This is a genomic window from Aquamicrobium soli (assembly GCF_042646345.1).
Taxonomy (GTDB): domain Bacteria; phylum Pseudomonadota; class Alphaproteobacteria; order Rhizobiales; family Rhizobiaceae; genus Mesorhizobium; species Mesorhizobium soli_A.
Window position 1 is genome coordinate 120422 of the sequence record NZ_JBHRTK010000002.1, and the last position, 26962, is coordinate 147383.

The 26962-nt window shown below is 64.7% G+C and carries 27 protein-coding genes; 21 read left to right on the forward strand and 6 right to left on the reverse strand.

All coding sequences use genetic code 11. The features are described from left to right. Position 1: 1 nt before the first annotated feature. Complete coding sequence (gene lpxK / locus ACFOHJ_RS02805) at positions 2 to 1030, forward strand: tetraacyldisaccharide 4'-kinase (RefSeq protein WP_378218299.1); 1029 nt, start codon at positions 2 to 4, stop codon at positions 1028 to 1030. A gap of 1 nt (position 1031) precedes the next feature. Here the strand turns inward: lpxK and ACFOHJ_RS02810 are convergent, their stop codons facing one another. Beyond that, positions 1032 to 1265: a DUF2093 domain-containing protein gene (locus ACFOHJ_RS02810; protein WP_378218301.1), complete on the reverse strand. Its 234-nt coding sequence runs from the start codon at positions 1263 to 1265 to the stop codon at positions 1032 to 1034. Between the two features lie 196 nt (positions 1266 to 1461). Between ACFOHJ_RS02810 and ACFOHJ_RS02815 the strand changes: the two genes are divergently transcribed. Then, the gene (locus ACFOHJ_RS02815) at positions 1462 to 2349 is read left to right on the forward strand and encodes a DMT family transporter (protein WP_378218303.1); all 888 of its coding nucleotides are present in this window, start codon (positions 1462 to 1464) and stop codon (positions 2347 to 2349) included. A gap of 3 nt (positions 2350 to 2352) precedes the next feature. Here the strand turns inward: ACFOHJ_RS02815 and mutL are convergent, their stop codons facing one another. Together mutL and ACFOHJ_RS02825 are read right to left on the reverse strand one after the other, a co-directional pair. Continuing rightward, entirely contained in the window at positions 2353 to 4179 is a 1827-nt protein-coding gene (gene mutL / locus ACFOHJ_RS02820; RefSeq protein WP_378218305.1) for a DNA mismatch repair endonuclease MutL, read from the reverse strand. A gap of 39 nt (positions 4180 to 4218) precedes the next feature. Continuing rightward, on the reverse strand, positions 4219 to 5121 hold the full coding sequence (locus tag ACFOHJ_RS02825) for a LysR substrate-binding domain-containing protein (RefSeq protein WP_378218307.1): 903 nt from the start codon (positions 5119 to 5121) through the stop codon (positions 4219 to 4221). Positions 5122 to 5211: 90 nt separating this feature from the next. On the opposite strand from ACFOHJ_RS02825, the gene ACFOHJ_RS02830 reads away from it, so the two are divergent. Continuing rightward, on the forward strand, positions 5212 to 6780 hold the full coding sequence (locus ACFOHJ_RS02830; protein ID WP_378218309.1) for a trimethylamine methyltransferase family protein: 1569 nt from the start codon (positions 5212 to 5214) through the stop codon (positions 6778 to 6780). A gap of 32 nt (positions 6781 to 6812) precedes the next feature. After that, complete coding sequence (locus tag ACFOHJ_RS02835) at positions 6813 to 7292, forward strand: DUF3828 domain-containing protein (RefSeq protein WP_378218311.1); 480 nt, start codon at positions 6813 to 6815, stop codon at positions 7290 to 7292. 33 nt (positions 7293 to 7325) lie between these two features. On the opposite strand, the gene queF is transcribed toward ACFOHJ_RS02835, so the two are convergent. Continuing rightward, positions 7326 to 7787 (reverse strand): preQ(1) synthase, encoded by a 462-nt coding sequence (gene queF, locus ACFOHJ_RS02840; protein ID WP_378218312.1) that lies wholly within the window; start codon positions 7785 to 7787, stop codon positions 7326 to 7328. Between the two features lie 184 nt (positions 7788 to 7971). Here queF and ACFOHJ_RS02845 point away from each other — a divergent pair, with 184 nt between their 5' ends. The 14 genes from ACFOHJ_RS02845 (at position 7972) to ACFOHJ_RS02910 (ending at position 21439) form a co-directional block, all read left to right on the forward strand. Further along, positions 7972 to 9159 (forward strand): glycine C-acetyltransferase, encoded by a 1188-nt coding sequence (locus ACFOHJ_RS02845; RefSeq protein ID WP_378218314.1) that lies wholly within the window; start codon positions 7972 to 7974, stop codon positions 9157 to 9159. A gap of 44 nt (positions 9160 to 9203) precedes the next feature. Next, positions 9204 to 9653, forward strand: a complete 450-nt coding sequence (locus ACFOHJ_RS02850; protein WP_378218316.1) for a pyridoxamine 5'-phosphate oxidase family protein — start codon at positions 9204 to 9206, stop codon at positions 9651 to 9653. Positions 9654 to 9683: 30 nt separating this feature from the next. Then, entirely contained in the window at positions 9684 to 10718 is a 1035-nt protein-coding gene (gene tdh / locus ACFOHJ_RS02855; protein WP_378218318.1) for an L-threonine 3-dehydrogenase, read from the forward strand. Between the two features lie 70 nt (positions 10719 to 10788). Beyond that, positions 10789 to 11622, forward strand: coding sequence for a 3-deoxy-8-phosphooctulonate synthase (gene kdsA, locus ACFOHJ_RS02860; RefSeq protein WP_378218320.1), 834 nt, complete (start codon positions 10789 to 10791; stop codon positions 11620 to 11622). Positions 11623 to 11694: 72 nt separating this feature from the next. Next, complete coding sequence (gene eno / locus ACFOHJ_RS02865) at positions 11695 to 12969, forward strand: phosphopyruvate hydratase (RefSeq protein WP_378218322.1); 1275 nt, start codon at positions 11695 to 11697, stop codon at positions 12967 to 12969. Positions 12970 to 13105: 136 nt separating this feature from the next. After that, positions 13106 to 13429, forward strand: a complete 324-nt coding sequence (locus ACFOHJ_RS02870; protein ID WP_378218324.1) for an FtsB family cell division protein — start codon at positions 13106 to 13108, stop codon at positions 13427 to 13429. A gap of 173 nt (positions 13430 to 13602) precedes the next feature. Continuing rightward, positions 13603 to 14643: a pyruvate dehydrogenase (acetyl-transferring) E1 component subunit alpha gene (gene pdhA / locus ACFOHJ_RS02875; RefSeq protein ID WP_378218326.1), complete on the forward strand. Its 1041-nt coding sequence runs from the start codon at positions 13603 to 13605 to the stop codon at positions 14641 to 14643. 14 nt (positions 14644 to 14657) lie between these two features. Further along, a complete protein-coding gene (locus ACFOHJ_RS02880) occupies positions 14658 to 16043 on the forward strand; it encodes a pyruvate dehydrogenase complex E1 component subunit beta (RefSeq protein WP_378218328.1) in 1386 nt (461 codons plus the stop codon). A gap of 18 nt (positions 16044 to 16061) precedes the next feature. Next, the gene (locus ACFOHJ_RS02885; protein ID WP_378218330.1) at positions 16062 to 17408 is read left to right on the forward strand and encodes a pyruvate dehydrogenase complex dihydrolipoamide acetyltransferase; all 1347 of its coding nucleotides are present in this window, start codon (positions 16062 to 16064) and stop codon (positions 17406 to 17408) included. A gap of 9 nt (positions 17409 to 17417) precedes the next feature. Continuing rightward, positions 17418 to 18056 carry an SGNH/GDSL hydrolase family protein gene (locus ACFOHJ_RS02890; protein ID WP_378218332.1) on the forward strand — a complete coding sequence of 213 codons (639 nt, stop codon included), beginning with the start codon at positions 17418 to 17420 and terminating at the stop codon, positions 18054 to 18056. 14 nt (positions 18057 to 18070) lie between these two features. Continuing rightward, a complete protein-coding gene (lpdA, locus tag ACFOHJ_RS02895; RefSeq protein WP_378218334.1) occupies positions 18071 to 19516 on the forward strand; it encodes a dihydrolipoyl dehydrogenase in 1446 nt (481 codons plus the stop codon). A 92-nt stretch (positions 19517 to 19608) separates the two neighbouring features. Then, positions 19609 to 19866 carry a GlsB/YeaQ/YmgE family stress response membrane protein gene (locus ACFOHJ_RS02900; RefSeq protein WP_378218336.1) on the forward strand — a complete coding sequence of 86 codons (258 nt, stop codon included), beginning with the start codon at positions 19609 to 19611 and terminating at the stop codon, positions 19864 to 19866. A 136-nt stretch (positions 19867 to 20002) separates the two neighbouring features. Beyond that, entirely contained in the window at positions 20003 to 20968 is a 966-nt protein-coding gene (gene lipA, locus ACFOHJ_RS02905; RefSeq protein ID WP_378218338.1) for a lipoyl synthase, read from the forward strand. Between the two features lie 12 nt (positions 20969 to 20980). Then, positions 20981 to 21439: a type II toxin-antitoxin system RatA family toxin gene (locus ACFOHJ_RS02910; protein WP_378218340.1), complete on the forward strand. Its 459-nt coding sequence runs from the start codon at positions 20981 to 20983 to the stop codon at positions 21437 to 21439. Between the two features lie 2 nt (positions 21440 to 21441). Here ACFOHJ_RS02910 and ACFOHJ_RS02915 read toward each other — a convergent pair whose 3' ends face one another. Continuing rightward, positions 21442 to 21957, reverse strand: coding sequence for a CinA family protein (locus tag ACFOHJ_RS02915; RefSeq protein WP_378218342.1), 516 nt, complete (start codon positions 21955 to 21957; stop codon positions 21442 to 21444). Further along, complete coding sequence (locus tag ACFOHJ_RS02920) at positions 21954 to 23147, reverse strand: bifunctional 2-C-methyl-D-erythritol 4-phosphate cytidylyltransferase/2-C-methyl-D-erythritol 2,4-cyclodiphosphate synthase (RefSeq protein WP_378218344.1); 1194 nt, start codon at positions 23145 to 23147, stop codon at positions 21954 to 21956. The genes ACFOHJ_RS02915 and ACFOHJ_RS02920 overlap by 4 nt, the downstream gene beginning before the upstream one ends. A 163-nt stretch (positions 23148 to 23310) precedes the next feature. Between ACFOHJ_RS02920 and dusB the strand changes: the two genes are divergently transcribed. From dusB to ntrC, 3 genes are read left to right on the forward strand one after another with little or no spacing between them, the layout of a single operon-like run. Next, complete coding sequence (gene dusB, locus ACFOHJ_RS02925; RefSeq protein WP_378218346.1) at positions 23311 to 24324, forward strand: tRNA dihydrouridine synthase DusB; 1014 nt, start codon at positions 23311 to 23313, stop codon at positions 24322 to 24324. Continuing rightward, positions 24321 to 25466 (forward strand): two-component system sensor histidine kinase NtrB, encoded by a 1146-nt coding sequence (locus ACFOHJ_RS02930; protein ID WP_378218348.1) that lies wholly within the window; start codon positions 24321 to 24323, stop codon positions 25464 to 25466. The genes dusB and ACFOHJ_RS02930 overlap by 4 nt, the downstream gene beginning before the upstream one ends. Further along, entirely contained in the window at positions 25463 to 26917 is a 1455-nt protein-coding gene (gene ntrC / locus ACFOHJ_RS02935) for a nitrogen regulation protein NR(I) (RefSeq protein ID WP_378218350.1), read from the forward strand. Before ACFOHJ_RS02930 ends, ntrC begins: the two co-directional genes overlap by 4 nt. Positions 26918 to 26962: the final 45 nt, after the last annotated feature.

Sequence of the window (26962 nt, forward strand, 5' to 3'; positions counted from 1 at the left end):
CGTGGCTTCCGAAGCGCCCCCGTTCTGGTGGGAAAAGCCGGACTGGCGCGCCTGGGCGTTGTGGCCGCTCTCCCTTTCTTATGGCGCCATTGCGGGTTACCGCATGAAGCGTGCGCCGCGCGAGAAGATTGCCGCACCTGTCCTGTGCGTCGGCAATTTCACTGTCGGGGGCACCGGCAAGACGCCGGTGGCGATCGCTCTGGCGAAGCGGGCCGGCAAGATGGGCCTGAAGCCCGGTTTCCTGTCACGCGGCCACGGCGGCACGTTCGGCGAATTGCATGTCGTCGACGCGCAGCACGACAGCGCCCGCCATGTCGGGGACGAGCCGCTTCTCCTGGCCGCGCATGCGCCGGTGGTCGTGACGCGCAACCGTGCGGCCGGTGCGAGGCTGCTCGTGGAAAAGCACGGCTGCGACTTCCTCATCATGGATGACGGTTTCCAGAGCGCGCATATCCACATCGACTATGCGCTTCTGGTCGTCGATGCCCGCTACGGCCTCGGCAACGGCCATGTTATCCCCGGAGGGCCGCTCCGCGCCCGGCTATACGACCAGTTGCTTTATGCTGATGCGATCCTGAAAATGGGCGAAGGGTCGGCTGCCGACGCGCTGGTGCGGCGCGTGGCGCGCAGCGGCCGCCCAGTCTTCGAGGCCCGCGCCAGACCCCGGGGCGGCGAAGCGGTGGAGGGCAGGAAATGGCTGGCCTTCGCCGGTATCGGCCATCCGGGAAAATTCTTTTCCAGCGTCGAGGAAATCGGTGGCAAGGTCGTGGAAAAGCGGCCCTTCCCGGACCATCACTTTTATCAGGAAGACGAACTCGCCGATCTCGAATCGGCCGCGCGAAAGGCCGGCCTTGAGCTGATCACCACGGCGAAAGACGCCGTGCGCCTGCAAGGGGACCGCGTGCCAGCCGGCTTCATGGACAGGTTGCACGTCCTGGAGATCGAAACGGTGTTCGATTCCGACCATATGCCGGAACGCATCATCGGCCAGACGCTGGAAGCCTGGGGCCGGCGCAAGCTCGGCGTCTGAATCAGCGCCGCTTGCGCCATTCCGGATGTGCGGCGAGTTCGCGTTCGAGCGAGACGCCGGCGTCGACATAAGCCTCCTGCCGCTCGACGCTCCAGTATTTGAGTTCCTCGAGCGCGATGTTTTCGCCGGTCACCGCGCAGCGGACGAAGGCGCCGGGGCTGATCACCTGGAAATCGCCGTCGAGATAGCGGATGCGGGCTTCCCTGCCGCCGGGGCCTTCAAAGCGGTTCATCATGGCATGGCCTTTGAAATGGTCGCAGTTTCCATTGCTATAAACCGCCCGGCGGTCAAGCGCGAGGGCGGTGTTGCACCATTGGTCCGCTGGGGAAACTGCGCCATCGTGTCAGGATCGTCCGGCGCCTGTCGTAAAACGGGTGTCGGCCGGCCCGCGCCTGCGGTAAGCCGGGATGCAGCTACAGGGAATGAACACCATGCCATCCGCAACTGCGGCAGCCAAGCCGGGTATCGACGTAACCGCTGCCATCGCCCTGGCGATCACCATCATCGGCTGGGCTTCGGCCTTTCCGGCGATCCGGGCCGGGCTTGCCGACTTCGGCCCGCTGGAACTCGGTTCGCTGCGCTTCACCATCGCGGCGGTGCCTTGCGCCCTTTATCTCGCCGTCAAGCGGCCGCCGCTGCCCAAGGCGGGCGAGTGGTGGCGCTTTGTGTTCGGCGGCGTCTTTTTCATCGCCATCTATACGGCCCTTCTCAATATTGGCGAGCAGACCATCTCGTCGGGCGCGGCGAGCTTCATCATCAACGTCGCCCCGATCCTCACCGCGATCATGGCGGTTCCGATCCTCGGCGAGCGCTTTTCAGCGGCCGGCTGGCTCGGCACAGCGCTGTCGTTCGCGGGCATCGGCGTTATCGCGGTCGGCGAAGGCAAGGGGCTGCATTTCGATCGCGGCGCACTGTTCGTGCTGGGGGCGGCGCTGTGCACGGCGGTTTCGACCATCGTGCAGAAGCCGCTTTTCGCTCGCCATCACCCGCTGACGGTGGCCGCCGCCAACATGGTCCTCGGCGCCCTGTGCCTGTTGCCGTTCCTCGGCAGCGGCCTTGCCGAGGCGGCGCTGGCGAGTTCCGCGGGCCTCGGTGCCGCCATCTATCTGGGGATCGTGCCGAGCCTGATCGCCTATGCGACCTGGGCGGTGGCGTTGTCGCGCCTGCCGGCTGCCCGCGCCACGAATTATCTTTATTGCATCCCGCCAGTCGCGACCCTGACCGGCTTCTTCTGGCTGGGCGAAATCCCGACCTTGCTCGGCATCGTCGGCGCCGTGCTGGCGCTGGGCGGCGTGGCCGTGGTGAATTTCAGGCGCTGAAGCTCAGCGCCTTCCGAACAGGCGCTCGATGTCGGCCAGTTTCAGCTCGATATAGGTCGGGCGGCCGTGGTTGCAGGTGCCGGAGCCCGGCGTCGCCTCCATCTGGCGCAGCAGTGCGTTCATCTCGTCGGCCTTCAGTAGCCGGCCGGAGCGCACCGAGCCATGGCAGGCCATGGTGGCGGCGATGTGGTCCAGCTTCGACGCCAGCGTGTCGACGGTGTCGTTGTCGGCGATCTCGTCGGCAAGGTCGCGCACCAGTTGCTGCACGTCGGTCTCGCCGAGCATGGCCGGTGTTTCGCGCACCGCCACCGCACCGGGACCGAAACGCTCGATGCCGAGGCCGAACCGGGCGAGCGTCGGCGCATGCAGGGCAAGCCGTTCCGCGTCCTCCTCCGGCAGGTCGACGACTTCCGGCAGAAGCAGCATCTGCGCCGGTACCGGGCGCGCATGCAGCGCGTTCTTCAGCGCCTCGTAGACCAACCGCTCATGCGCGGCGTGCTGGTCGACGATGATCAGCGAATCGTTGGTCTGGGCGACGATGTAGTTTTCGTGAACCTGCGCGCGCGCCGCGCCGAGTTCCTTTGAAAGCAGCGCTTCCGCCATTTCCACCTGTCCGGCGCGGGCGTCGGCGCTGTACGGGGCCTGCGGGCCTTCGCCGAATCCCATGTCGAGCGGCCGTTGCGGTGATCGGGTGAGGTCGAAATCGCCGAAGCCGGACGCCCTCTGCACCGCCTCGAAGCTACGGTGTCCGCCTGCCGGCCCGGAGTGGGGGTAGGGTGCCGCACCCGGCCGGAAGGCCGCCACCATGCCTGCCGCACCGGTGGTGGCGGGGCGGATGCCGGCACCCGCCAGCGCCTGCCGGACCGCGCCGACGATCAGCCCGCGCACGAGGCCAGGATCGCGGAAGCGGACATCGGCCTTGGCCGGATGGACATTGACGTCCACCGTGGCCGGGTCGAGGGACAAGAACAGGGCGGTGACGGCGTGGCGGTCGCGCGGCAGGACATCGGCGAAGGCGCCGCGAATGGCGCCTGCGATCAGCTTGTCACGCACCGGGCGGCCGTTGACATAGGCGTATTGCTGAAGCGCGTTGGCGCGCGTGAAGGAGGGAATGGAGACATGGCCGGTCAGCCGCACCCCCTCGCGCTCGGCGTCGATGGGGATCGCGTTGTCGGGAAAGTCCTTGCCCATCACCTGCGCGATCCGGCGCAGGCGGCCTTCCGGCGTGTCGTCGGTGGCGGGCAGTTCCAGCGTCGAGCGATCGCTGCCGGCCAGCGTGAAGCGCACGGCCGGAAAGGCGATGGCGATGCGCTTGACCACGTCGCCGGTGGCGCTCGATTCGGCGCGTTCGCCCTTCATGAATTTCAGCCGGGCAGGGGTGGCGAAGAAGAGGTCGCGCACCTCCACCGTGGTGCCGCGATTGGCGGCGGCCGGCCTTGCCGGCGAAACGTGACCGCCTTCGACGGCGATTTCCACGGCGCTGTCGCTCGTCGCGGTGCGCGAGCGGATCGACAGTTTCGCGATCGAGCCGATGGACGGCAGTGCCTCGCCGCGGAAGCCGAGCGAGCGGATGTCGTGGATATCGTCGGCGAGCTTGGAAGTGCAGTGGCGCGAGACCGCCAGGGCCAGTTCCGGTTCGGGAATGCCGGAACCGTCGTCGGTGACGCGGATGAGATTGAGGCCACCGCCGGCAGTGACGATCTCGACGCGCGTGGCTCCGGCGTCGAGCGCGTTCTCCACCAGTTCCTTGACCACGCTCGCCGGCCGCTCGATGACCTCGCCGGCCGCGATCTGGTTGATCATCGTTTCGGAAAGCTGGTGAATGGGCATCAGCGGACCATACGCGGATTCGCCGCAAGACGATAGAAATCAGGCCTGCGAGGCAAGCCAGTCCCGCACTTTTCGCGCGCTCTCGGTCAGTTCCCGATTCTTCGGCCAGGCGACGTGGAAATCAAGCCCGGTGCGCAGGACATGGCCGGTCACCCGCACCAAAAGGCCGCTGGCGACCAGCCGGTCGGTCAGGTGGCGCCACCCGAGCGCGATGCCCTGACCCTCCATCACCGCCTGGATCACCAGCACGTAGTCGTTGATCTGGAGGCCGCGGTTGGCGACCGCCCCGTTGACCCCGGCCGACTGAAACCACTCCTTCCAGTTCGCCGCAGGGCGGAACGGCTCCTCGAGATGGATCAGGCGATGCAGGGTGATTTCGGCCGGGCTCGCGGGCAGGCCATAGCGCGCGATGTAGGTCGGGCCGGCGACGGCGTAGATCTCTTCTCGGGCAATCGGCAGCAACTCGTAGTCGGGCCAGTCGGTGGCCGCACCGCCGCGAATGCCGAGCGGCACGCCCTCGGCCAAAAGGTCGACGTCGCGGTCGGCGGTCTGGAGGCGAAGGTCGATGCCCGGCAAGTCGTCGCGGAACTGCTGCAGCCGCGGCATCATCCAGAACGAGGTGAAGGCGGTCGATGCCGACAGCGTCACGTGCGCGGCGCCGGAGCGGGCGCGGAGGTCTTCGGCCGACTTGCGGATATGCGACAGGCCGAGCGTGACGTCGGCAAGGAAGCGCGCCCCGGCATCGGTCAAAAGCACCTGCCGGTGGCGCCGTTCGAACAGCTTGGTGCCGAGTTGGTCCTCCAGGCCGCGGACAGCATAGGAGACCGCGGCCTGCGTCATGCCCAGTTCCCGCCCGGCGGCGGTGAAACTCGACAGCCTTCCGGCCGCTTCAAAGACGATCAGGCTGCCGGCCGACGGCAGCAGGTGGCGAAGGCTCTGCATAAACAGAGCTTATACAAGTGATCAGGATTTTCCAGCGTCACAGCGGCTATTCCAGCCGCTAGCCTCGTCCGGAATTCAGTGAGGCCGACCATGAACACCGATACAATCGACATGCCCGCCACCGAGCCTGCCAGGCGCCGCGAGCGCGGCGGCCGCAACGCCCGGCGTGAACTGCGCTCGCACGGGCCGGAAGGGCATGGCGGGCCCTATATCGTGCGCAACATTCCGACCTACGACATCCTGTCGGAAGAAAACCTCGTGCGCATCGAGGAGACGGCGGACCGGATCCTTGCCGAAATCGGCATCGAGTTCCGAGACGATCCGGCAGCGCTGGACCTGTGGCGGCGGGCGGGCGCGAGAATCGACGGCGTGCTGGTCAGGTTCGAGCCGGGGATGCTGCGCGAAATACTCAAGAGCGCGCCGGCCGAGTTCACGCAGCACGCCCGCAATCCCGCCAATTCGGTGCGGATCGGCGGCAACAACGTCGTCTTTTCGCCCGCCTACGGTTCGCCATTCGTCATGGACCTCGACAAGGGCCGCCGCTACGGCACCATCGAGGATTTTCGCAACTTCGTGAAGCTGGCGCAGGCTTCGCCCTGGCTGCACCATTCCGGCGGCACCATCTGCGAACCGGTGGACGTGCCGGTCAACAAGCGCCACCTCGACATGGTCTACAGCCACATAAAATATTCCGACCGCGCCTTCATGGGTTCGGTGACGGCCGAGGAACGCGCGGAAGATTCCATCGACATGGCGCGCATCGTCTTCGGCCGCGATTTCGTGGAGCAGAACTGCGTCATCCTCGGTAATGTAAACGTCAACTCGCCGCTGGTGTGGGACGCTACCATGACGACGTCGCTGCGCGCCTATGCGCGCGCCAACCAGGCGGCGGTGGTGGTACCGTTCATCCTCGGCGGCGCCATGGGCCCGGTAACGAATGCGGGCGCCATCGCCCAGTCGCTCGCCGAAACCATGGCGGGCTGCGCGCTCACCCAGCTTGAGCGGCCGGGCGCGCCGGTGATCTTCGGCAATTTCCTGTCGTCGATGTCGCTGCGCTCGGGTTCGCCGACCTTCGGCACGCCGGAGCCGGCGATCGGCTCCATGGTCGTGGGCCAACTGGCGCGGCGGCTGAAGCTGCCGCTGCGCTGTTCGGGCAATTTCACCACCTCGAAGCTGCCCGACGCGCAGGCGATGAACGAAGGCACCATGTCGATGCTGGCGGCGGTGCAATGCGGCGCCAATTTCATCCTGCATGCGGCCGGCTTCCTCGACGGACTGCTTTCCATGTCCTACGAGAAATTCGTCATGGACACCGATTTTTGCGGTGCGCTGCATACCTATCTCGACGGCGTGAAGATCGACGACAACCAGTTGGCGCTGGAGGCTTTCCGCGAGGTCGGGCCGGGCAATCATTTCTTCGGCTCGCAGCACACGTTGGCGAATTACGAGACGGCGTTCTGGGATTCCGAGATCGCGGACAACGAGAATTACGAAAAATGGGAGGCGGCGGGCTCCCACGATGCCGCCGTGCGCGCCAACCGCCGGTGGAAGAAGGTGCTGGCCGACTATGTCGAGCCGCCGCTCGACCCGGGCATCGACGACGGGTTGAAGGATTTCATCGGCCGCAAAAAAGCCGGGATGCAGGATTCGTGGTATTGATCGCCGCGAATCCCCTGGCCCGGAGCCCCGGAATGAAATCGCTGTTGTTGCTTGCGGCCCTTTGCGCCTCGATGCCGGTTGCGGCTGTTGCCGGGCCGGCGGCGGACGCCGTGCGGTTCTTCTACACGCCCGAGGTCCGCTTCGAAGCCGATTCTGACTATCGCGACCGCTTCACCGAACCGGTGACGAAGCTGTTCGAACTGAACGATGCGGCGATCACCAAGAATCCCGACCAACTGGCCTGCATCGATTTCGATCCCGGCCTGGATGCGCAGGACTTCGACCAGTCCACCCTCAACAAGACCCTCAAGCTTTCCGAGCAGGTGAACGGCGACAGCGCCCAGGTGACGGCGACTTTCCGCCTTTTCGCGGATGACGACGATTCGGACCGCGAGATGCTCTGGTCGCTGAAAAAGGTCGGCGGCGACTGGAAGATCGCCGACATCGCCTCCAGGACCCATAACTGGAGGTTGAGCGAGCTCGGCTGCATGGCGGGCGACGACGCGGACTAGGTCCGGGCGCTTGCGCTGGATGGCGGCCGGCACTCATCCCCTGCCGCGATAGGGGGCGACGCCGGTGTCAGGCAGCCATGCGCCCTCGGGCGGCGCGCCTGTCTGCCAGAACACGTCGATCGGGATGCCGCCGCGCGGATACCAGTAGCCGCCGATGCGCAACCATAGCGGCTTGGCCGCGGCAACGATGCGCCGGCCGATCGACAGGGTGCAGTCTTCGTGGAAGGCGCCATGGTTGCGGAATGAACCCAGAAACAGTTTCAACGACTTAGATTCGATCAGCAGCTGGTCGGGCGCGTAGTCGATGACGATGTGGGCGAAATCCGGCTGCCCGGTGACCGGGCACAGCGAGGTGAATTCCGGGCAGGTGAAGCGCACGATCGCCGGCGCGCCGTCGCCACGCGAAAACGGCACCGTCTCGAGAACCGCATGTTCGGGGCTGTCGGGCGTCTCGGCTCTTGCGCCAAGCTGGGTAAGATTTGTCGTTTCGGTCATGGCATGCCCCTTGGGTATAGTGCGCCGGTCGCGGAAGGCGAGAGTTCGCGCCGGCATAGAGATATAGATCGAAAACGGCCGGAACGTGCGCCCGGTCTCGATGGTAGCCGGCGTTTTGGCACATTTTGCGGTGGATTTTTCGCAGGCGCGGCGCGACAGTCCCGATGACAAATCGGGAGCTGGCATGTCTGCGACTTTTCTTTCCCATCTGGACAGCGAACTGGAAGGCCTCAAGGCTGCCGGGCTCTATAAATCCGAGCGCGTCATCACCTCCACGCAGAGTGCCGCGATCGAGGTTAAGGGCGGCGACAAGGTGCTGAACTTCTGCGCCAACAACTATCTTGGCCTCGCCGACAGCGCCGAATTGCGCGATGCCGCGAAAAAGGGCCTGGACCGCTACGGCTACGGCATGGCCTCGGTGCGCTTCATTTGCGGCACGCAGGAAGAGCACAAGCAACTGGAAGCGCGAATATCAGCCTTTCTCGGCATGGAGGATACGATCCTCTATTCCTCCTGTTTCGATGCCAATGGCGGTCTGTTCGAGACGCTGCTTTCGGAGGAAGACGCCGTCATCTCCGACGCGCTCAACCATGCCTCGATCATCGATGGCGTGCGGCTGTCGAAGGCCAAGCGCTTCCGCTACGCCAACAACGACATGACAGCACTTGAGGAGGAACTGAAGAAGGCCGAAGGCAGCCGCTTCAAGCTCATCGCGACCGATGGCGTCTTTTCCATGGACGGCATCATCGCCAATCTCGGCGGCGTGTGCGACCTCGCCGAGAAATATGGGGCGATGGTGATGGTGGACGACAGCCATGCGGTCGGCTTCGTCGGCAGGCACGGGCGCGGCTCGGCCGAGCATTGCGGCGTCGAGGGCCGGGTCGATATCATCACCGGCACGCTCGGCAAGGCGCTGGGCGGCGCGTCCGGCGGCTATACGGCGGGCAAGCGGCAGGTGGTGGACTGGCTGCGCCAGCGCTCGCGCCCCTACCTCTTTTCCAACACGCTGATGCCGGCGATCGCCGCTGCCTCGCTCAAGGTGTTCGACATGGTCGAGCACGGCGACGGCCTGCGCCGCAAGCTCTATGACAACGCCGGGCATTTCCGGGCATCGATGTCGAAACTCGGCTTCACGCTTGCCGGGGCCGACCATCCGATCATTCCGGTCATGCTCGGCGATGCGACGCTGGCGCAGGAAATGGCGGCGCGGATGCTGAAGCACGGCATCTACGTCATCGGCTTTTCTTTTCCCGTCGTGCCCAAGGGGCAGGCGCGAATCCGCACGCAGATGTCGGCGGCGCATTCCACGGCCGACATCGACCGTGCGGTCGATGTTTTTGAACAAACAGGCAGGGAACTGGGTGTGATATGACGCTGGTCTCGTGAAGCGGTGTCGCCAAACCTGGAGAAACCACAATGATCGTCACCGAGATGGACAGGGCCGCGTGCCTTGCCCTGCTGAAGGACTCCCGCTTCGGCCGGCTGGCCTGCGCCAACGACGGCCAGCCCTATGTCGTCCCGATCAGCTTTGTGGTCGAAGGCAGCTATCTCTACGGGTTCTCCCTGCTCGGGCAGAAGGTCGACTGGATGCGCATCAATCCGAAGGTATGCGTGCAGATCGACGAGCTCGAAGGTCCGCAAAAATGGCGCAGCGTCGTCATATCCGGTCTTTATGAGGAACTGCCGGATCGCATCGGTTTCAAGGTCCAGCGAGACAGGGCCTGGTCGCTGCTCAGCCAGCACGCGCAGTGGTGGGAGCCAGGTGGGCTGAAGCCGATGGGTGAACAACCGACACCGCATTTATTCTACCGGATCGGTATCGGCGAGATCAGCGGCAGGCAGGCATCGCCCGCCGAGCAGGATTAGGTCGCTGCAGGCGGCTGGCAGGAGGGTTTCATGTCGAACATGATGCGGGCGCTGGTAAAGGCCAGGGCCGAACCGGGCATCTGGATGGAAGAAGTGCCGGTGCCCGAGATCGGCCCCAACGACGTGTTGATCAAGGTACGGAAAACCGCGATCTGCGGCACCGACGTCCATATCTACAACTGGGACCAGTGGGCACAAAAGACAGTGCCGGTGCCGATGGTGACCGGACACGAATTCGTCGGCACCGTCGCGGACGTCGGCTCGGCGGTGAGCGAATACCGCATCGGCCAGCGCGTTTCCGGCGAGGGCCATATCGTGTGCGGCCACTGCCGCAACTGCCGCGCGGGCCGGGGGCATCTGTGCCGCAACACGCTCGGCGTCGGCGTCAACCGGCCGGGGGCGTTCGGCGAGTATCTCGCCATTCCGCAGCACAATGTCGTGCCGATCCCCGACGACGTTCCCGACGAGATCGCGGCCATCTTCGATCCGCTCGGCAATGCGGTGCACACGGCTCTTTCCTTCGACCTCGTCGGAGAGGATGTGCTGGTGACCGGCGCCGGGCCGATCGGCATCATGGGCGCGCTGGTGGCGCAGTGCGTCGGCGCGCGAAAGGTGGTCATCACCGACATCAACCCGGTACGGCTGGAACTGGCGCGCAAGCTTGGCGTCCAGCATGTCGTCGATGCTTCAAAGGAAAAGCTGAAGGACGTCATGCCGAGCCTCGGCATGACCGAGGGGTTCGACGTCGGCCTGGAGATGTCGGGCGCTGCACCCGCCTTCCGCGACATGATCGATACCATGAACAACGGCGGCAGGATCGCGATCCTCGGCATCGCCCCGACCGGTTTCGAGATCGAGTGGAACAAGGTCATCTTCAAGATGCTGCACCTGAAGGGCATCTACGGCCGCGAGATGTTCGAGACCTGGTACAAGATGATCGCGCTGGTGCAGGGGCCGCTCGACGTGTCGGGCCTGATCACCCATCGCATCGGGATCGACGATTACATTTCCGGCTTCGAGGCGATGAAAAGCGGGAATTCCGGCAAGGTGGTCATGGACTGGTGAGGCGGCAATGCCCATCTTGCGCCGGGCGCGCTATTGAGGCACACGGCGTGCAGTGTTTTGCGGAGATCCCATGAGCAAGCCCAACGCCGCCGTGACCGCTGGCAAGGTCGTTTTCGATAATCAGGGTCCGCTGTCGCTGATTGCCGGCCCATGCCAGCTGGAAACGCGCCAGCACGCTTTCGACATGGCGGGCGCGCTGAAGGAGATGTGCGCAAAGCTCGGCATCGACCTAGTCTACAAGACCAGCTACGACAAGGCGAACCGCACTTCGCTTTCCGGAAAACGGGGGGCAGGCCTCGAGGCGGCGCTGCCGATCTTCGACGATTTGCGCCGCGAATTCTCGCTGCCGGTGCTGACCGACGTTCACACCGAGGAACAGTGCGCGGTCGTCGCGCCGCATGTGGACATTCTGCAAATCCCGGCCTTCCTGTCGCGGCAGACCGACCTTCTGGTCGCCGCCGCCAGGACCGGCAGGATCGTCAACGTCAAGAAAGGCCAGTTCCTGGCGCCGTGGGACATGAAGAATGTCGTGGCGAAGGTGACCGGCTCCGGCAACGCCAACGTGCTGGTGACCGAGCGCGGCGCGTCCTTCGGCTACAACACGCTGGTGTCGGACATGCGCTCGCTTCCGATCATGGCCGAGTTCGGCGCGCCGGTCATCTTCGACGCCACCCATTCGGTGCAGCAGCCGGGCGGGCAGGGCGGTTCCTCCGGCGGCGACCGCCGCTTCGTCGAGACGCTGGCGCGCGCCGCCGTTGCCGTCGGCGTTGCCGGCGTGTTCGTCGAGACGCACCAGGATCCGGACAACGCCCCCTCCGACGGCCCCAACATGGTGCCGCTGAAGGACATGCCGGCCCTGCTCGAGCGGCTGATGGCCTTCGACCGCGTAGCCAAGGGGCGTTAGCGAATCCATTGCGTTTTGCCCGGCATTGGCTAAGACGGGCGCACCTTTCAATCGATCAAGCGAGGCTCTGCAATGACCGCCATCATCGATATCGTCGGCCGTGAAATCCTGGACAGCCGCGGCAATCCGACCGTGGAGGTCGACGTTTTCCTCGAAGAAGGATCGATGGGCCGGGCAGCGGTTCCTTCCGGCGCTTCCACCGGCGCCCATGAGGCGGTGGAGCTTCGCGACGGCGGTGCGCGCTACCTCGGCAAGGGCGTCGAGCGCGCCGTGGAAGCGGTCAACGGCGAGTTGTTCGAGGCGATCGGCGGCATGGAGGCCGAGGACCAGCTCCATATCGACCGCACGATGATCGAACTGGACGGCACGCCCAACAAGAGCCGGCTCGGCGCCAACGCCATCCTCGGCATTTCGCTGGCGGTGGCGAAGGCTGCGGCCGAAGCTTCCGGCCTGCCGCTCTACCGCTATGTCGGCGGCGCCAATGCGCATATCCTGCCGGTTCCGATGATGAACATCATCAACGGCGGCGCCCATGCCGACAATCCGATCGATTTCCAGGAGTTCATGATCCTGCCGGTCGGTGCGCCCTCGGTCCGCGAGGCCGTGCGCTGGGGCTCCGAAATCTTCCACACGCTGAAGAAGCGTTTGAAGGACGCCGGCCACAACACCAATGTCGGCGACGAGGGCGGCTTTGCGCCCAACCTCAAGAGCGCGCAGGCGGCGCTCGATTTCGTCGTGCAGTCCATCGAGAAGGCCGGCTTCAAGCCGGGCGAGGAAGTGGCGCTCGGCCTCGACTGCGCCTCGACGGAGTTCTTCAAGGACGGCGCCTATGTCTATGAGGGCGAGAAGAAGACACGCGATCCCAAGGCGCAGGCGAAATACCTGGCCAAGCTGGCGGCCGACTATCCCATCATCACCATCGAGGACGGCATGGCCGAGGACGACTGGGAAGGCTGGAAGCACCTGACCGACCTCATCGGCGACAAGGTGCAACTGGTCGGCGACGACCTGTTCGTGACCAACACCGCGCGCCTGAAGGACGGCATCCGCATGGGCGTCGCCAACTCCATCCTGGTGAAGGTCAACCAGATCGGCTCGCTGTCGGAAACGCTCGACGCGGTCGAGACGGCACACAAGGCCGGCTACACTGCGGTGATGTCGCACCGCTCCGGCGAAACCGAGGATTCGACCATCGCCGACCTCGCCGTCGCGACCAATTGCGGGCAGATCAAGACCGGCTCGCTGGCGCGCTCGGACCGCACTGCCAAATACAACCAGCTTATCCGCATCGAGCAGGAGCTCGGCAAGCAGGCTCGCTACGCCGGGACCTCGATCCTCAAGGTATAAGCGGCCGTCCTCGTTAAGGATGAAAAAGGCAGGAAATTCCTGCCTTTTTTCTTTTGTGCCACCCGGTGCCGCGCCTTCGCGTAACCGTCCATTAAGCACAATCGGCCGATAAAAGGGCGGTTCTAGGATTCGCCCCATGTGGACACGCCAGCATAAGCAGAGAAACACCGGCCGCCTGATCATTCCGGCGCTCTGTGCGGTCTTCGTCAGCTATTTCGGCTATCACGCCTATCACGGCGAATTCGGCATCACGTCGCGCTATCGCCTGCAGGCCGAAACCGCCGACCTGCAAGCGCAACTCGACGCCGTCAAGGCCCGCCGCATGGAACTTGAACGGCGCGTGCGGCTGATGCATGATGGCACCATCGAAAAGGACATGCTCGACGAGCAGGCGCGAGGGGCGCTCAATCTGTCTCGCACCGACGAGATCACCATCATGTTGCCTGAGACAGCGAATTAACCTATTTCAGGTTAATTGACTATATTTCCAATAAACATAATCATTTAGATGCAGGTCAGCCATGCGTTTTTTCTGCATGGCGGAAGCGTATTCGGCATGTTAGCTTTCTCCTAGCCGGTGGGGAGAACGGTCTCCCGCAGTGTCCGTAAAGAGACGTCATTAGGGAGTGATGCATGGCTACCGCCGCCAAAAAAGCGCCTGTCAGATCCAGAACCGAGAAGAAAGCGACGGTGCCGTCGACACCGAAGCCAGCCGAATTTTCCAAGGAAGACGAACTCTCCGCCTATCGCCATATGCTGCTGATCCGGCGGTTCGAGGAAAAGGCCGGCCAGCTTTACGGCATGGGTTTCATCGGCGGCTTCTGCCACCTCTATATCGGGCAGGAAGCGGTCGTCACCGGCATGAAGATGGCGATGATCGAAGGCGACCAGATGATCACCGCCTATCGCGATCACGCCCACATGCTGGCCATGGACCTGCCGCCTCGCGGCATCATGGCCGAACTGACGGGGCGCCGCAGCGGGCTGTCGCACGGCAAGGGCGGCTCCATGCACATGTTCTCCAAGGAGAACAATTTCTACGGCGGCCACGGCATCGTCGGCGCGCAGGTGCCGCTCGGCACCGGGCTCGCCTTCGCCAACCGCTATCGCGGCAACAAGAATGTTTCGCTGACCTACTTCGGCGACGGCGCGGCCAACCAGGGCCAGGTCTACGAAAGCTTCAACATGGCGGCGCTGTGGAAGCTGCCGGTCATCTTCGTGATCGAAAACAACCGCTATGCCATGGGCACGTCGGTGACGCGCTCCTCGGCCGAGACGAACTTCTCCCATCGTGGCGCTTCCTTCAAGATTCCCGGCATCCAGGTCGACGGCATGGACGTCCGCGCGGTGAAGTCGGCCAGCGACATGGCGACGGAGTGGTGCCGCAACGGCAACGGCCCGATCATCCTCGAAATGCAGACCTACCGCTATCGCGGCCACTCCATGTCCGACCCGGCGAAGTACCGCTCCAAGGAGGAAGTGCAGAAGATGCGCTCCGACCATGACCCGATCGAGCAGGTCAAGGCGCGGCTGATGGAAAAGAAATGGGCGAGCGAGGACGAGCTGAAAGCCATTGACAAGGACGTCCGCGACATCGTCGCCGACGCCGCCGAATTTGCCCAGACGGACCCGGAGCCGGATGCGTCCGAGCTCTGGACCGATATCGTACGCTAAGGGGAGGGCAGGACATGCCGATCGAAATTCTCATGCCCGCGCTCTCGCCGACGATGGAAGAGGGCAACGTATCCAAATGGCTCAAGCAGGAAGGCGACAAGGTCAGCGCCGGTGACGTTCTGGCGGAAATCGAGACCGACAAGGCGACGATGGAAGTCGAAGCCGTCGACGAGGGCACGCTGGGCAAGATCCTGATCACCGCCGGCACCGAAGGCGTCAAGGTCAATACGCCGATCGCCGTCCTGCTCCAGGATGGCGAAAGCGCCGGCGACCTTGGCAAGGCGGCCGCGCCGGCGAAGGCCGACGCGCCGGCGCCAGCCGCCGATGCCAAGCCTGCCGAAGAGCCGGCGGCTGCTCCGGTCGCTGCCGCGCCGAAGGCCGAAGTCGCCGCCGATCCGGACATTCCGGCCGGCACGGAAATGGTTTCGACGACCGTGCGCGAGGCGCTGCGCGACGCCATGGCCGAGGAAATGCGCCGCGACCCCGACGTGTTCGTCATGGGCGAGGAAGTGGCCGAATACCAGGGCGCCTACAAGGTGACGCAGGGCCTGCTGCAGGAATTCGGCGACAGGCGCGTGGTCGACACCCCGATCACCGAGCACGGCTTTGCCGGCGTCGGCGTCGGCGCCGCCTTCGCCGGCCTGAAGCCGATCGTGGAGTTCATGACCTTCAACTTCGCCATGCAGGCGATCGACCAGATCGTCAACTCGGCGGCCAAGACGCTTTACATGTCGGGCGGGCAGATGGGCGCGCCGATCGTGTTCCGTGGCCCCAACGGTGCTGCCGCGCGCGTCGCCGCCCAGCACTCGCAGTGCTACGCCGCGTGGTACAGCCACATCCCCGGCCTGAAAGTGGTGATGCCCTACACGGCCGCCGATGCCAAGGGTCTGCTCAAGGCCGCCATCCGTGACCCGAACCCGGTCATTTTCCTCGAGAACGAAATCCTCTACGGGCAGCATTTCGACGTGCCGAAGCTGGATGATTTCGTCCTGCCGATCGGCAAGGCCCGCATCCACAAGCAGGGCAGGGACGTCACGCTCGTTTCGTTCGGCATCGGCATGACCTATGCGATCAAGGCCGAGGCGGAACTGGCGGCGATGGGCATCGACGCCGAAATCATCGACCTTCGCACCATCCGTCCGCTCGACCTCGAGACCATCATCGCCTCGGTGAAGAAGACCAATCGCCTGGTAGTGGTCGAGGAAGGCTTCCCGCAGTCGTCGGTCGGCGACTTCATCGCCAACCAGGTATCGCGCCAGGCTTTCGATTACCTCGATGCGCCGGTGATCACCATTGCGGGCAAGGACGTGCCGATGCCTTATGCGGCGAACCTCGAAAAGCTGGCGTTGCCGAATGTCGGCGAGGTCGTCGAGGCGGTCAAAGCCGTCACCTATCGCTGAGCGCCGGGGGAGGAATAAATGCCGATCAACATCACCATGCCCGCCCTCTCGCCGACCATGGAAGAGGGCAACCTCGCCAAGTGGCTCGTGAAGGAGGGTGACAAGGTAGCGCCGGGCGATGTCATCGCCGAGATCGAAACCGACAAGGCGACCATGGAAGTGGAAGCCGTCGACGAGGGAACGGTCGCCAAGCTGGTCGTTCCGGCCGGCACCGAGGGCGTCAAGGTCAATGCGCTGATCGCGGTTCTGGCCGCCGATGGCGAGGACGTGGCCGCTGCCGCCAAGGGCGGCGGTGAGGCGGCTCCGGCCAAGGCCGAGACTGCGAAGCCCGAAGCGAAGGCCGAAGCCCCCAAGAGCGATGCCGCGAAGGCGCCGGCCCAGCCCGCACCGGCCGCGACGCCGAACGGCGCGGTTGCGAGCGGCGACCGTACCTTCGCTTCGCCACTGGCGCGCCGCATCGCCAAGGATGCGGGAGTGGATGTCGCGGCGGTCAAGGGCACCGGCCCGCATGGCCGCGTGGTCAAGGCCGATGTCGAGGCAGCGATTGCGGGCGGCGGGGCGAAAGCCGCTGCTCCCGCACCGGCCGCCGCCTCGGCTGCGCCCGCGCCGAAGCCCATGTCCGACGACGCCGTGCTGAAGCTGTTCGAGGAAGGCAGCTACGAACTGGTGCCGCACGACAACATGCGCAAGACGATCGCGCGCCGCCTGGTGGAAGCCAAGAGCACGATCCCGCATTTCTACCTGACGCTCGACTGCGAACTGGACGCCCTGCTTTCGCTGCGTTCGCAGCTGAACGCCGCCGCCCCGCTCAAGAAGACCGAGAAGGGGGAGGCCCCGGCCTACAAGCTGTCGGTCAACGACATGATCATCAAGGCGATGGCGCTGGCGTTGAAGGCGGTGCCGGACGCCAATGCATCGTGGACCGACAGCGCCATGGTCAAGCACAAGCACGCCGATGTCGGCGTCGCCGTGTCCATCCCCGGCGGCCTGATCACCCCGATCATCCGCCGCGCGGAGGAAAAGACGCTGTCAGTCATTTCCAACGAGATGAAGGATTTGGCCTCCCGTGCCCGGTCGCGCAAGCTGAAGCCCGAGGAATACCAGGGCGGCACCACGGCGGTGTCTAACCTCGGCATGTTCGGGATCAAGGACTTTTCGGCCGTCATCAACCCGCCGCATGCGACGATCTTGGCCGTCGGCGCGGGCGAGCAGCGTGCCGTGGTCAAGAACGGCGAGGTCAAGGTGGCGACCGTCATGTCGGTGACGCTGTCGACCGACCATCGCGCCGTCGACGGTGCGCTGGGCGCGGAATTGCTGGTCGCCTTCAAGCAGTTGATCGAGAATCCCATGGGGATGCTGGTCTAGGGGCGGCGCATGAAAACCGTCCTCTGCTACGGGGATTCCCTGACCTGGGGCTACGACGCCGAGACCGGCGGCGGGCGGCATCCGCTGCCGGATCGGTGGCCGAGCGTGCTCAAGGCGGCGCTCGGCAACGTGGATGTGATCGCCGAAGGGCTCAACGGCCGCACGACCGCGTTCGACGATCCGCTGGTTTCCGCTGATCGCAATGGCGCGCGCATCCTGCCGACCATCCTTTCCACACATACGCCGATCAACCTTTCGATCCTGCTGCTCGGCACCAACGACATGAAACCGGCCATCCACGGCAACCCCCAACTGGCGAAGCGTGGCATGGCGCGGCTGATCGAGATCATCCGCTCGCATGACTATCCCGGCGGCGGCCACGCATCGGATATCCTGCTGGTCGCGCCGCCGCCGATCGTGGCCACCGAGAATGCCGAGTTCACCGAACTGTTCGCGGGTGGAGAGGCGTCTTCCCAGCGTCTTGCCGGACTTTACGAGGAAGTGGCCGACGAGACCGGCTGCGGATTCTTCGATGCCGGAAAGGTGGCGCAGGCGACCCCCCGCGACGGCGTGCATCTCGATGTGGCCAATACACGAAAAATCGGCGAAGCGCTGGCGCCCGTGGTGCGCCTGATGCTGCAACTTTGAACGGGAGAGAAACCGTGGCTGAGAATTACGACGTCATCATCATCGGCTCCGGCCCTGGCGGCTATGTCACGGCCGTGCGTTCGGCGCAGCTCGGCTTCAAGACGGCGATCGTGGAGCGGGAGCATTTGGGCGGCATCTGCCTCAACTGGGGCTGCATTCCCACCAAAGCGCTGCTGCGGTCGGCGGAAGTGAAACATTACGCCGATCACCCGGAGGCCTACGGGCTGAAGATCGACGGCAAGGTCAGCGCCGACCTCGGCGCCGTGGTGGCGCGCTCGCGCGGCGTGTCGCTTCGGCTCAACGGCGGCGTCGGCTTCCTCATGAAGAAGAACAAGGTCGACGTGATCTGGGGCGAGGCGAAGCTGTCGAAACCCGGTGAGATCGTCGTTTCCAAGACCGCCAAGAAGCCGATGGAACCGCAGCCGCCGGCGCCGAAGGGCACGAAAGGCGAGGGCACCTATACCGCCAAGCATATCATCGTTGCGACCGGCGCACGGCCGCGTTCGCTGCCCGGCATCGAGCCGGACGGCAAGCTGATCTGGACCTATTTCGAGGCGATGGTGCCGCCGGCGATGCCGAAGTCGCTACTCGTCATGGGCTCGGGTGCAATCGGAATCGAGTTCGCCTCCTTCTACCGCACCATGGGCGTGGACGTGACCGTCGTCGAATTGATGCCGGCGGTTATGCCGGTCGAGGACGCGGAAGTCTCGAAATTCGCGCAGAAGCGGTTCGAGAAGCAGGGCATGAAGATCATTCTCGAGGCCAAGGTGACGAAGGTCGAGAAGGGCGCGGATTCGGTCACCGCCCATGTCGAGAAGAAGGACGGGACCGTGGAGAAGATCACCGCCGACCGTATGATCTCGGCGGTGGGCGTCCAGGGCAATATCGAGAACCTCGGCCTCGAGGGGCTGGGCGTGAAGACGGATCGCGGCTGCATCGCGGTGGACGGCTATGGCCGTACCAACGTGGCGGGCATCTATGCCATCGGCGACGTCGCCGGCCCGCCGATGCTGGCGCACAAGGCCGAGCACGAGGGCGTGATCTGCATCGAAAAGATCGCCGGCGTGCCGGGCGTGCATGGGCTCGACAAGTCGAAGATCCCGGGCTGCACCTACTGCAATCCGCAGGTCGCTTCGGTCGGCCTGACCGAAGCCAAGGCACAGGAAGCCGGCCACGATATCCGTGTCGGCCGCTTCCAGTTCGGTGCGAACGGCAAGGCGATCGCGCTCGGCGAGGACCAGGGCTTCATCAAGACCATCTTCGACAAGAAGACCGGGCAATTGCTCGGCGCCCATATGATCGGCGCGGAGGTGACGGAACTTATCCAGGGCTTTGTCGTGGCGATGAATCTCGAGACCACCGAGGAAGAACTTATGCACACGGTGTTCCCGCATCCGACCCTTTCGGAGATGATGAAGGAAAGCGTGCTCGACGCCTACGGGCGGGCGCTCAACGCCTGACGGTTCTCTCTTGCGCGTGGTCGTGAATGGAACGTAACATCGGGAAGTCCGTTACCAGATGCGTTTTCATCGACCACACGAGGAGAGGGTGAATGGAACACTTGAACGGCGTCGGCTGGATTGCAGCCATCATCATCGGCGGCCTTGCCGGCTGGTTCGCCGAGATGTTCATGAAGAGCAATACCGGCATCTTCATGAACATCATTCTGGGCATCGTCGGGGCGATCGTGCTCAACGCCATTCTGGCGGCGTTGAACATCAGCCTGGGTGTCGGCTGGATCGCCTATCTGGTTACCGGCTTTATCGGCGCCTGTATCCTGATTGCGGTCGGCCGCATGATACGTCGCTGATCGCAGGCAATTTTCGCCATGCAAAAAAGGCCGTCGCGGCATGCGCCGCGGCGGCCTTTTTTCCCATGGCCAAATGGCTTAGATGAGAGTGCAAGGCGGGTGCTGGCCAGTGCCCGGTTTCTGGATTGGAAAGCATATGGTCACGGTTCTCGATACCACAGCCACCGCACCGCGCCCCCGCCATCCCGAAAAGGCTCATCGGCCGGACCAGGAAGTGCTGCGCAAGCCCGACTGGATTCGCGTCAAGGCGCCGGTTTCCAAGGGTTATGCGGAAACGCGGGAGATCGTGCGGTCGAACAAGCTGGTGACGGTGTGCGAGGAAGCCGGCTGTCCCAATATCGGCGAGTGCTGGGACAAGAAGCACGCCACTTTCATGATCATGGGCGAGATTTGCACGCGCGCCTGCGCCTTCTGCAACGTCGCCACCGGTATTCCGACGGCGCTCGACCCGGACGAGCCGGCCCGCGTCGCCCATGCGGTCAGGCAGATGGGCCTCAGCCACGTCGTCATCACCTCGGTCGATCGTGACGATCTTGCCGATGGCGGCGCGCAGCACTTTGCCGATGTCATTCGCGCCATCCGCGCCGAGAACCCTGTGACGACGATTGAAATCCTGACGCCGGACTTCCTGCGCAAGGAAGGCGCGCTGGAAATCGTGGTGGCGGCCAAGCCCGACGTGTTCAACCACAATCTGGAGACGGTGCCGTCCAACTACCTGACGGTGCGGCCCGGCGCCCGCTATTTCCACTCCATCCGCCTGTTGCAGCGGGTGAAGGAACTCGACCCCTCCATGTTCACCAAGTCGGGCATCATGGTCGGCCTCGGCGAAGAGCGCAACGAAGTGCTGCAACTGATGGACGACCTGCGTTCCGCCGACGTCGATTTCATGACCATCGGCCAGTACCTGCAGCCGACGAAGAAGCACCATCCGGTGGTGCGTTTCGTCACGCCGGAGGAGTTCAAGTCCTTCGCCGTCATCGGCAAGACCAAGGGCTTCCTGCTGGTGGCGTCGAGCCCGCTGACACGCTCGTCTCATCATGCCGGCGACGATTTCGCGCGGCTGCGGGCGGCGCGTGACGCGCAGTTGAAGAAATCCGCGTAAACTGGCGGTTAGATGCCGAAATTCGAAGCCACACGTCGCGTAGCCCATGCGCCGGGCGAGATGTTCGCGCTGGTCGCCGACGTTGAGAAATATCCGCAGTTCCTGCCGCTGTGCGAGCAATTGACCGTGCGCTCGCGACGGGAACGGGACGGGCGCACCATGCTCGTGGCCGACATGACCATCGGCTACAAGGCGATCCGCGAGACCTTCACCACGCAGGTGCTGCTCAACCCGGCCGAAAACCTCATCGACGTGAAATATATCGATGGGCCGTTCAAGTACCTGACCAATGTCTGGCGCTTCGATCCGGCCGAAGGCGGGTGCGAGGTGCACTTCTTCATCGACTACGAGTTCAAGAGTCGCATTCTCGGTGCGGTCATGGGCACGATGTTCGACCGGGCTTTCCGCATGTTCTCCGAAGCCTTCGAGAAGCGGGCCGACGCCGTCTACGGAAAGCCGGCGGCTGGCTGATCTCAGCCGAGCGCCTTCAGACCCATTTCCAGCGCATGGCGGACGGTCTGGCGGCGGATGAAGTCGCGGCCGCGATTGTCGAAGTTCCGCTTTTCGGTGATGACGGGCTTGCCCTTCAGTGCCAGCCCGAACCAGACCAGCCCGACGGGCTTTTCCTCGCTGCCGCCGTCCGGCCCGGCGATCCCGGTTACCGCCAGGGCAATGCCCGCATGTGAACGCGCGAGCGCGCCTGCCGCCATTTCCTGTGCGGTTTGCAGCGAAACCGCGCCGTGCGCGTCGAGGGTCGCGGCGCTGACGCCGATCATCTCCATCTTGGCGTCGTTGGAATAGGTAATGAAGCCTCGGTCGACCATCGAGGACGAACCGGGAATGTCGGTCAGAGCCGCTATGATCAGGCCACCGGTGCAGCTTTCGGCCGTCGTCGCCAGAATCTTCCTTTGCGCACAGGCTTGCAGGAAGCGGTTTGCCAGCTCACCGATATCTTCCGCCTTTGCGTCTTCCGTGCCCGCTTCGCTCATTCCGGCACCTCTCCTGGGTAGATGACACTGGCCGTCGCGATCGCCGCGATGCCTTCCTGTCTGCCTATGAAACCCAGTTTCTCGTTTGTGGTTGCCTTGACCGAGACGCGATCGGGCGAAATCTTCAGCATGCCGGCCAGTGCCGCCGTCATGGCGGTACGGTGCGGGCCTATTTTCGGCGCTTCGCAGATCAGCGTGATATCGGCATTGGCGATGCGGCCGCCGCGCCCGCGCACCAGGCCGACCGCGTGCTCGACGAACAGGTGCGATGCCGCGCCTTTCCATTGCGGGTCGGATGGCGGGAAATGCGTGCCGATGTCGCCGGCCCCGCAGGTGGCCAGCAGCGCGTCGGTCAGCGCATGCAGGCCGACATCGGCGTCGGAATGGCCGGACAGTTTCTTGCCGTGCGGGATCGAAACGCCGCAGAGCACGACGTGGTCGCCGGGCTCGAAGGAGTGCACGTCATAGCCGTTGCCGGTGCGGATATCGGGAAAGCCGGCCGGATGGGCCGTGAGGCGCTGGTCTGCCATGGTTATATCGCGTGCCCAGGTTAGTTTCACATTGTCGGGGGAACCGGCGACGAGCTTGACGGGGATTCCGGCCCATTCGGCCACGGCCGCGTCGTCGGTGAAATCGCTCTTACCGATCGCGTGCGCCTTCTCATGCGCCGCCAGAATCGGTGCAAACGGAAACCCTTGCGGGGTCTGGGCGGCATGGAGGCCTGCCCGCGCGACCGTCTCGCCGATCATTCCGCCCGCCTCGCGCTTCAGCGTGTCGGAAACCGGCAGGCAGGGCAGGGCTCCCTGGCGCTCCGTGATCGCCTCGATCGTGCGGGTAATGAGGTCGGCATCGACGAAAGGGCGCACGGCGTCATGGATGAGCACATGGCGCGGTTGCTCGGCCTGTAGCGCCCTCAGGCCAAGCAGCACCGATTCCTGCCGCGTCGAACCGCCGGGCACCGCCGTCACGTCATGGCCGTCCACCGCATCGCGGAACAGTTTGCCGTCGTCGGGATGGATGACGACGACGATCCGGCCGACGGCCGGATGCGTGCGAAAGGCGTCCAAAGTGCGCGCAATGACCGCACGGCCGCCGATCCTGCGATATTGCTTCGGCCCTTCGGCCTGGCCGGCGCGTTCGCCCCGGCCCGCTGCCACGATGACCACGGCCGCCTGTTCGTCTGTTGTCACTGTCGCACTCTGCTCGATCGGACGATTATGGGAGGCTTAACCGTGACGGCACGGGAAGGCCAGCGCTTTCCCAAATATGCCTTGATGTGCGTCTATCGCGTTGCGCGACGGAATCGTTCTGTCTAGTGAATAGGCAGGTTAAATCGCTGCATGGTTTTTGTGCATGGCTGACTTATCGCAATTGGCAAAGCCGCTCGATGTCGGGGGCACCGAGGTTCGCAACCGCGTTTTCCTCGCCCCGATGTCGGGGATAACCGACGAGCCGTTCCGTCGCCGCGCCTATGAGCACGGCGCCGGGCTGGTGGTGTCGGAAATGGTGGCAAGCGGCGAGCTGGCCAGGGGCCGGGAGGGGCACAACCTGCGCATCCGCCACTCCGGCCTGCCCGTCCACATGGTGCAGCTTGCTGGGCGCGAAGCCGCCCATATGGCAGAGGGCGCGCGCATCGCCGTGGGCGAAGGCGCGGACATCGTCGACATCAACATGGGTTGCCCGGCCAAGAAAATAACCGGCGGCTATGCCGGTTCGGCGCTGATGCGCGACCTAGACCATGCGCTGACGCTGATCGACGCCGTCGTCGGGGCCGTGTCCGTTCCGGTGACGCTGAAAATGCGGCTCGGCTGGGACGAGAATGCGCTCAACGCGCCTTTGCTTGCGCAGCGGGCCGAACAGGCCGGCGTCCGGATGGTGACCGTGCATGGCCGCACGCGCTGCCAGTTCTACCAGGGCAAGGCCGACTGGCGGGCAATCGCCAGCGTCAAGCAGGCCGTGTCCGTCCCGGTCGTCGCCAATGGCGACGTTTCCACGCCTGGGGAGGCTGCGGCGATCCTCGAACAATCCGGCGCCGACGCCGTCATGGTCGGCCGGGCCCACTATGGCGCGCCATGGCTGGCAGGCCATATCGCCGCGGCAGCCGGCGGCGCGAAGGTGCCCGAGCGCCCGGATACACTCGGCGACTACGTTATTGCCCACTATCAGGACATGCTTTCGCTTTACGGCGTCGAGAGCGGGTTGCGGCAGGCGCGCAAGCATCTCGGCTGGTACCTGGAGCGCCACGCGCCCGAAACCGGCGCGGAGCAGCGCAAGGCCATCCTGACGTCGCGCGATCCGGTCGAGGTCTGCCGGCTGTTGCGCGACGCCTTTGCGCGGGAGGCGCCTATCCTGCGCGACGCCGCATGAACAGCGCCGCGATCCCTGTCGCAGGCCCCGAAGACACCGCCCGGGTCGTGCTCAACACGATCCGGCGGCCGGTCATCATGGTCGATGAGGGCGGGTATGTAAGCTTTGCCAACGCCGACGCGGAGGACTTTTTCCGCGCCAGCGCCACCATTCTGGCGCGCAACACGCTGGCGCAACTCATTCCGTTCGGAAGCCCGCTGCTGGCGCTGGTCGAGCAGGTGCGCGAGCGCCGCGTGCCGGTGAACGAATATCGCGTCGACATCTCCTCGCCGCGCCTCGGGCTCGAGAAGGTGGTGGATTTCTATGTAGCGCCGGTGCCCGAATATCCGGGCTCGGTGGTGATCATGCTCCAGGAGCGCTCGATGGCCGACAAGATCGACCGGCAGATGACGCACCGGGGCGCTGCCCGTTCCGTCTCCGGGCTTGCGGCGATGCTGGCCCACGAGATCAAGAACCCCCTGTCCGGGATTCGCGGGGCGGCTCAGCTTCTGGAACTGTCGGCCTCCGATGCCGACCGCGCGCTTACGCGCCTTATCACCGATGAGACCGACCGCATCGTCGCCCTGGTGGACCGGATGGAGATATTTTCCGACGAGCGGCCCATCGAGCGCTACCCGGTCAACATCCACGTCGTCCTCGATCACGTCAAAGCCATCGCCAAGAACGGTTTTGCCCGCAATATCAATATAATGGAGGATTACGATCCATCGTTGCCTCCGGTCTATGCAAACCGCGACCAGCTCACCCAGGTGTTCCTGAACCTGGTCAAGAACGCTGCGGAAGCCCTCGGCAGCGACCCGGAGGGTGAAATCACGCTGTCGACGGCATTCAAGCCCGGAATGCGCGTTTCGGTGCCGGGGACGCCGGATCGCGTTTCGCTGCCGCTGGAATTCTGCGTGCGGGACAACGGACCGGGGGTATCGAGCGACATCCTGCCGATCCTGTTCGACCCGTTCATCACCACCAAGCTCAACGGCTCGGGCCTCGGCCTGGCGTTGGTGGCCAAGATCGTCGGCGAACATGGCGGCATCGTCGAATGCGACGATGCCGTCGGCAAGGGTACTGTCTTCCGCATCCTGATGCCGGCCTGGAGGGGAGAACCGGCAGGCGAAGGCGGCAACGCCGGGAGGGTTGGCCGATGAGTGTTCGCGGCACGGTCTTCGTCGCCGACGACGATGCGGCGATCCGTACGGTGCTCAACCAGGCGCTGTCGCGCGCCGGCCATGACGTGCGCGTCACCTCCAATGCCGCCACGCTGTGGCGCTGGGTGGCGGCGGGCGAGGGCGACCTTGTCGTCACCGACGTCGTCATGCCCGACGAGAACGCCTTCGACATGTTGCCGCGCATCCGCAAGGCGCGCCCGGACCTGCCGGTCATCGTCATGAGCGCGCAAAACACCTTCATGACCGCCATCCGCGCTTCCGAGGCGGGCGCCTACGAATATTTGCCGAAGCCCTTTGACCTCACCGAACTGCTTGCGATCGTCAATCGCGCCTTGTCCGAGCCGCGGCGCCCGAAGATCGAGGCGCGCGGCGAAGACCAGATGGAAGCCATGCCGCTCATCGGCCGCTCGGCGACCATGCAGGACATCTATCGCATGCTGGCGCGCATGATGCAGACCGACCTGACGGTGATGGTCAGCGGCGAATCCGGCACCGGCAAGGAACTCGTGGCGCGTGCCCTGCACGAGTACGGCCGGCGGCGCGGCGGCCCGTTCGTGGCGATCAACATGGCGGCGATTCCGCGCGACCTGATCGAATCGGAGCTGTTCGGGCATGAGAAGGGGGCCTTCACCGGCGCTCACAACCGCTCTATCGGCCGTTTCGAGCAAGCGGAAGGGGGGACGCTGTTCCTAGACGAGATCGGCGACATGCCGATGGAAGCGCAGACAAGGCTGCTGCGCGTGCTCCAGCAGGGAGAATACACCACGGTCGGCGGCCGCACGCCCATTCGCACCGACGTCCGCATCGTCGCCGCCACCAACAAGGACCTGCGCACGTTGATCGACCAGGGCCTTTTTCGCGAAGACCTGTTCTATCGCCTGAACGTGGTGCCGATGCGGCTGCCGCCGCTGCGCGAGCGCTCGGAAGACATTCCAGATCTGGTGCGCCATTTCTTCAAGCTGGTGGCGAATGAGGGATTGCAGGCCAAGCACATCTCGGCCGCCGGCATCGAACTGATGAAGGCCTATGCGTGGCCGGGCAATGTGCGCGAACTGGAAAACCTCGTGCGTCGGCTCGCCGCGCTCTACCCGCAGGACGAGATAACCGAAGAAATCATCCGCACGGAATTGCAGGCATCGGACAGGCCGGCCGCGGCGGTCAGCGCCGGTCCTGCAGCGGATGGCCTGCCGCTCGGGCAGGCGGTCGAGAATCACCTGCAAGGCTATTTCCGCTCCTTTGGCGAGGCCCTGCCGCCGGCCGGCCTCTACCAGCGCGTCCTGGATGAAGTCGAACGGCCGCTGATCCTTGCCGCCATGACCGCGACCCGCGGCAACCAGATCAAGGCGGCGGAACTGCTCGGTCTCAACCGGAACACTTTGCGCAAGAAGGTCCGCGAACTCGGCATCAGCGTTTACAAGGCGCCGAGATAGGCCGCGTCGCCCGCTGTGGCCGCCGTCGTTTCGCTTGGTCACACT

Excerpts from the sequence above, each read along its gene's own strand:
- ACFOHJ_RS02845 (WP_378218314.1), top strand. The coding sequence starts at position 7,972 with ATGTCTGCGACTTTTCTTTCCCATCTGGACAGCGAACTGGAAGGCCTC.
- tdh (WP_378218318.1), top strand. The coding sequence starts at position 9,684 with ATGTCGAACATGATGCGGGCGCTGGTAAAGGCCAGGGCCGAACCGGGC.
- lipA (WP_378218338.1), top strand. The coding sequence starts at position 20,003 with ATGGTCACGGTTCTCGATACCACAGCCACCGCACCGCGCCCCCGCCAT.
- pdhA (WP_378218326.1), top strand. The coding sequence starts at position 13,603 with ATGGCTACCGCCGCCAAAAAAGCGCCTGTCAGATCCAGAACCGAGAAG.
- ACFOHJ_RS02850 (WP_378218316.1), top strand. The coding sequence starts at position 9,204 with ATGATCGTCACCGAGATGGACAGGGCCGCGTGCCTTGCCCTGCTGAAG.
- kdsA (WP_378218320.1), top strand. The coding sequence starts at position 10,789 with ATGAGCAAGCCCAACGCCGCCGTGACCGCTGGCAAGGTCGTTTTCGAT.
- ACFOHJ_RS02880 (WP_378218328.1), top strand. The coding sequence starts at position 14,658 with ATGCCGATCGAAATTCTCATGCCCGCGCTCTCGCCGACGATGGAAGAG.
- ACFOHJ_RS02890 (WP_378218332.1), top strand. The coding sequence starts at position 17,418 with ATGAAAACCGTCCTCTGCTACGGGGATTCCCTGACCTGGGGCTACGAC.
- ACFOHJ_RS02930 (WP_378218348.1), top strand. The coding sequence starts at position 24,321 with ATGAACAGCGCCGCGATCCCTGTCGCAGGCCCCGAAGACACCGCCCGG.
- eno (WP_378218322.1), top strand. The coding sequence starts at position 11,695 with ATGACCGCCATCATCGATATCGTCGGCCGTGAAATCCTGGACAGCCGC.
- ACFOHJ_RS02825 (WP_378218307.1), bottom strand. The coding sequence starts at position 5,121 with ATGCAGAGCCTTCGCCACCTGCTGCCGTCGGCCGGCAGCCTGATCGTC.
- dusB (WP_378218346.1), top strand. The coding sequence starts at position 23,311 with ATGGCTGACTTATCGCAATTGGCAAAGCCGCTCGATGTCGGGGGCACC.
- ACFOHJ_RS02835 (WP_378218311.1), top strand. The coding sequence starts at position 6,813 with ATGAAATCGCTGTTGTTGCTTGCGGCCCTTTGCGCCTCGATGCCGGTT.
- ACFOHJ_RS02830 (WP_378218309.1), top strand. The coding sequence starts at position 5,212 with ATGAACACCGATACAATCGACATGCCCGCCACCGAGCCTGCCAGGCGC.
- ACFOHJ_RS02885 (WP_378218330.1), top strand. The coding sequence starts at position 16,062 with ATGCCGATCAACATCACCATGCCCGCCCTCTCGCCGACCATGGAAGAG.
- ACFOHJ_RS02900 (WP_378218336.1), top strand. The coding sequence starts at position 19,609 with ATGGAACACTTGAACGGCGTCGGCTGGATTGCAGCCATCATCATCGGC.
- ACFOHJ_RS02915 (WP_378218342.1), bottom strand. The coding sequence starts at position 21,957 with ATGAGCGAAGCGGGCACGGAAGACGCAAAGGCGGAAGATATCGGTGAG.
- ACFOHJ_RS02810 (WP_378218301.1), bottom strand. The coding sequence starts at position 1,265 with ATGATGAACCGCTTTGAAGGCCCCGGCGGCAGGGAAGCCCGCATCCGC.
- ACFOHJ_RS02870 (WP_378218324.1), top strand. The coding sequence starts at position 13,106 with ATGTGGACACGCCAGCATAAGCAGAGAAACACCGGCCGCCTGATCATT.
- mutL (WP_378218305.1), bottom strand. The coding sequence starts at position 4,179 with ATGCCCATTCACCAGCTTTCCGAAACGATGATCAACCAGATCGCGGCC.
- ntrC (WP_378218350.1), top strand. The coding sequence starts at position 25,463 with ATGAGTGTTCGCGGCACGGTCTTCGTCGCCGACGACGATGCGGCGATC.
- ACFOHJ_RS02910 (WP_378218340.1), top strand. The coding sequence starts at position 20,981 with ATGCCGAAATTCGAAGCCACACGTCGCGTAGCCCATGCGCCGGGCGAG.
- queF (WP_378218312.1), bottom strand. The coding sequence starts at position 7,787 with ATGACCGAAACGACAAATCTTACCCAGCTTGGCGCAAGAGCCGAGACG.
- ACFOHJ_RS02815 (WP_378218303.1), top strand. The coding sequence starts at position 1,462 with ATGCCATCCGCAACTGCGGCAGCCAAGCCGGGTATCGACGTAACCGCT.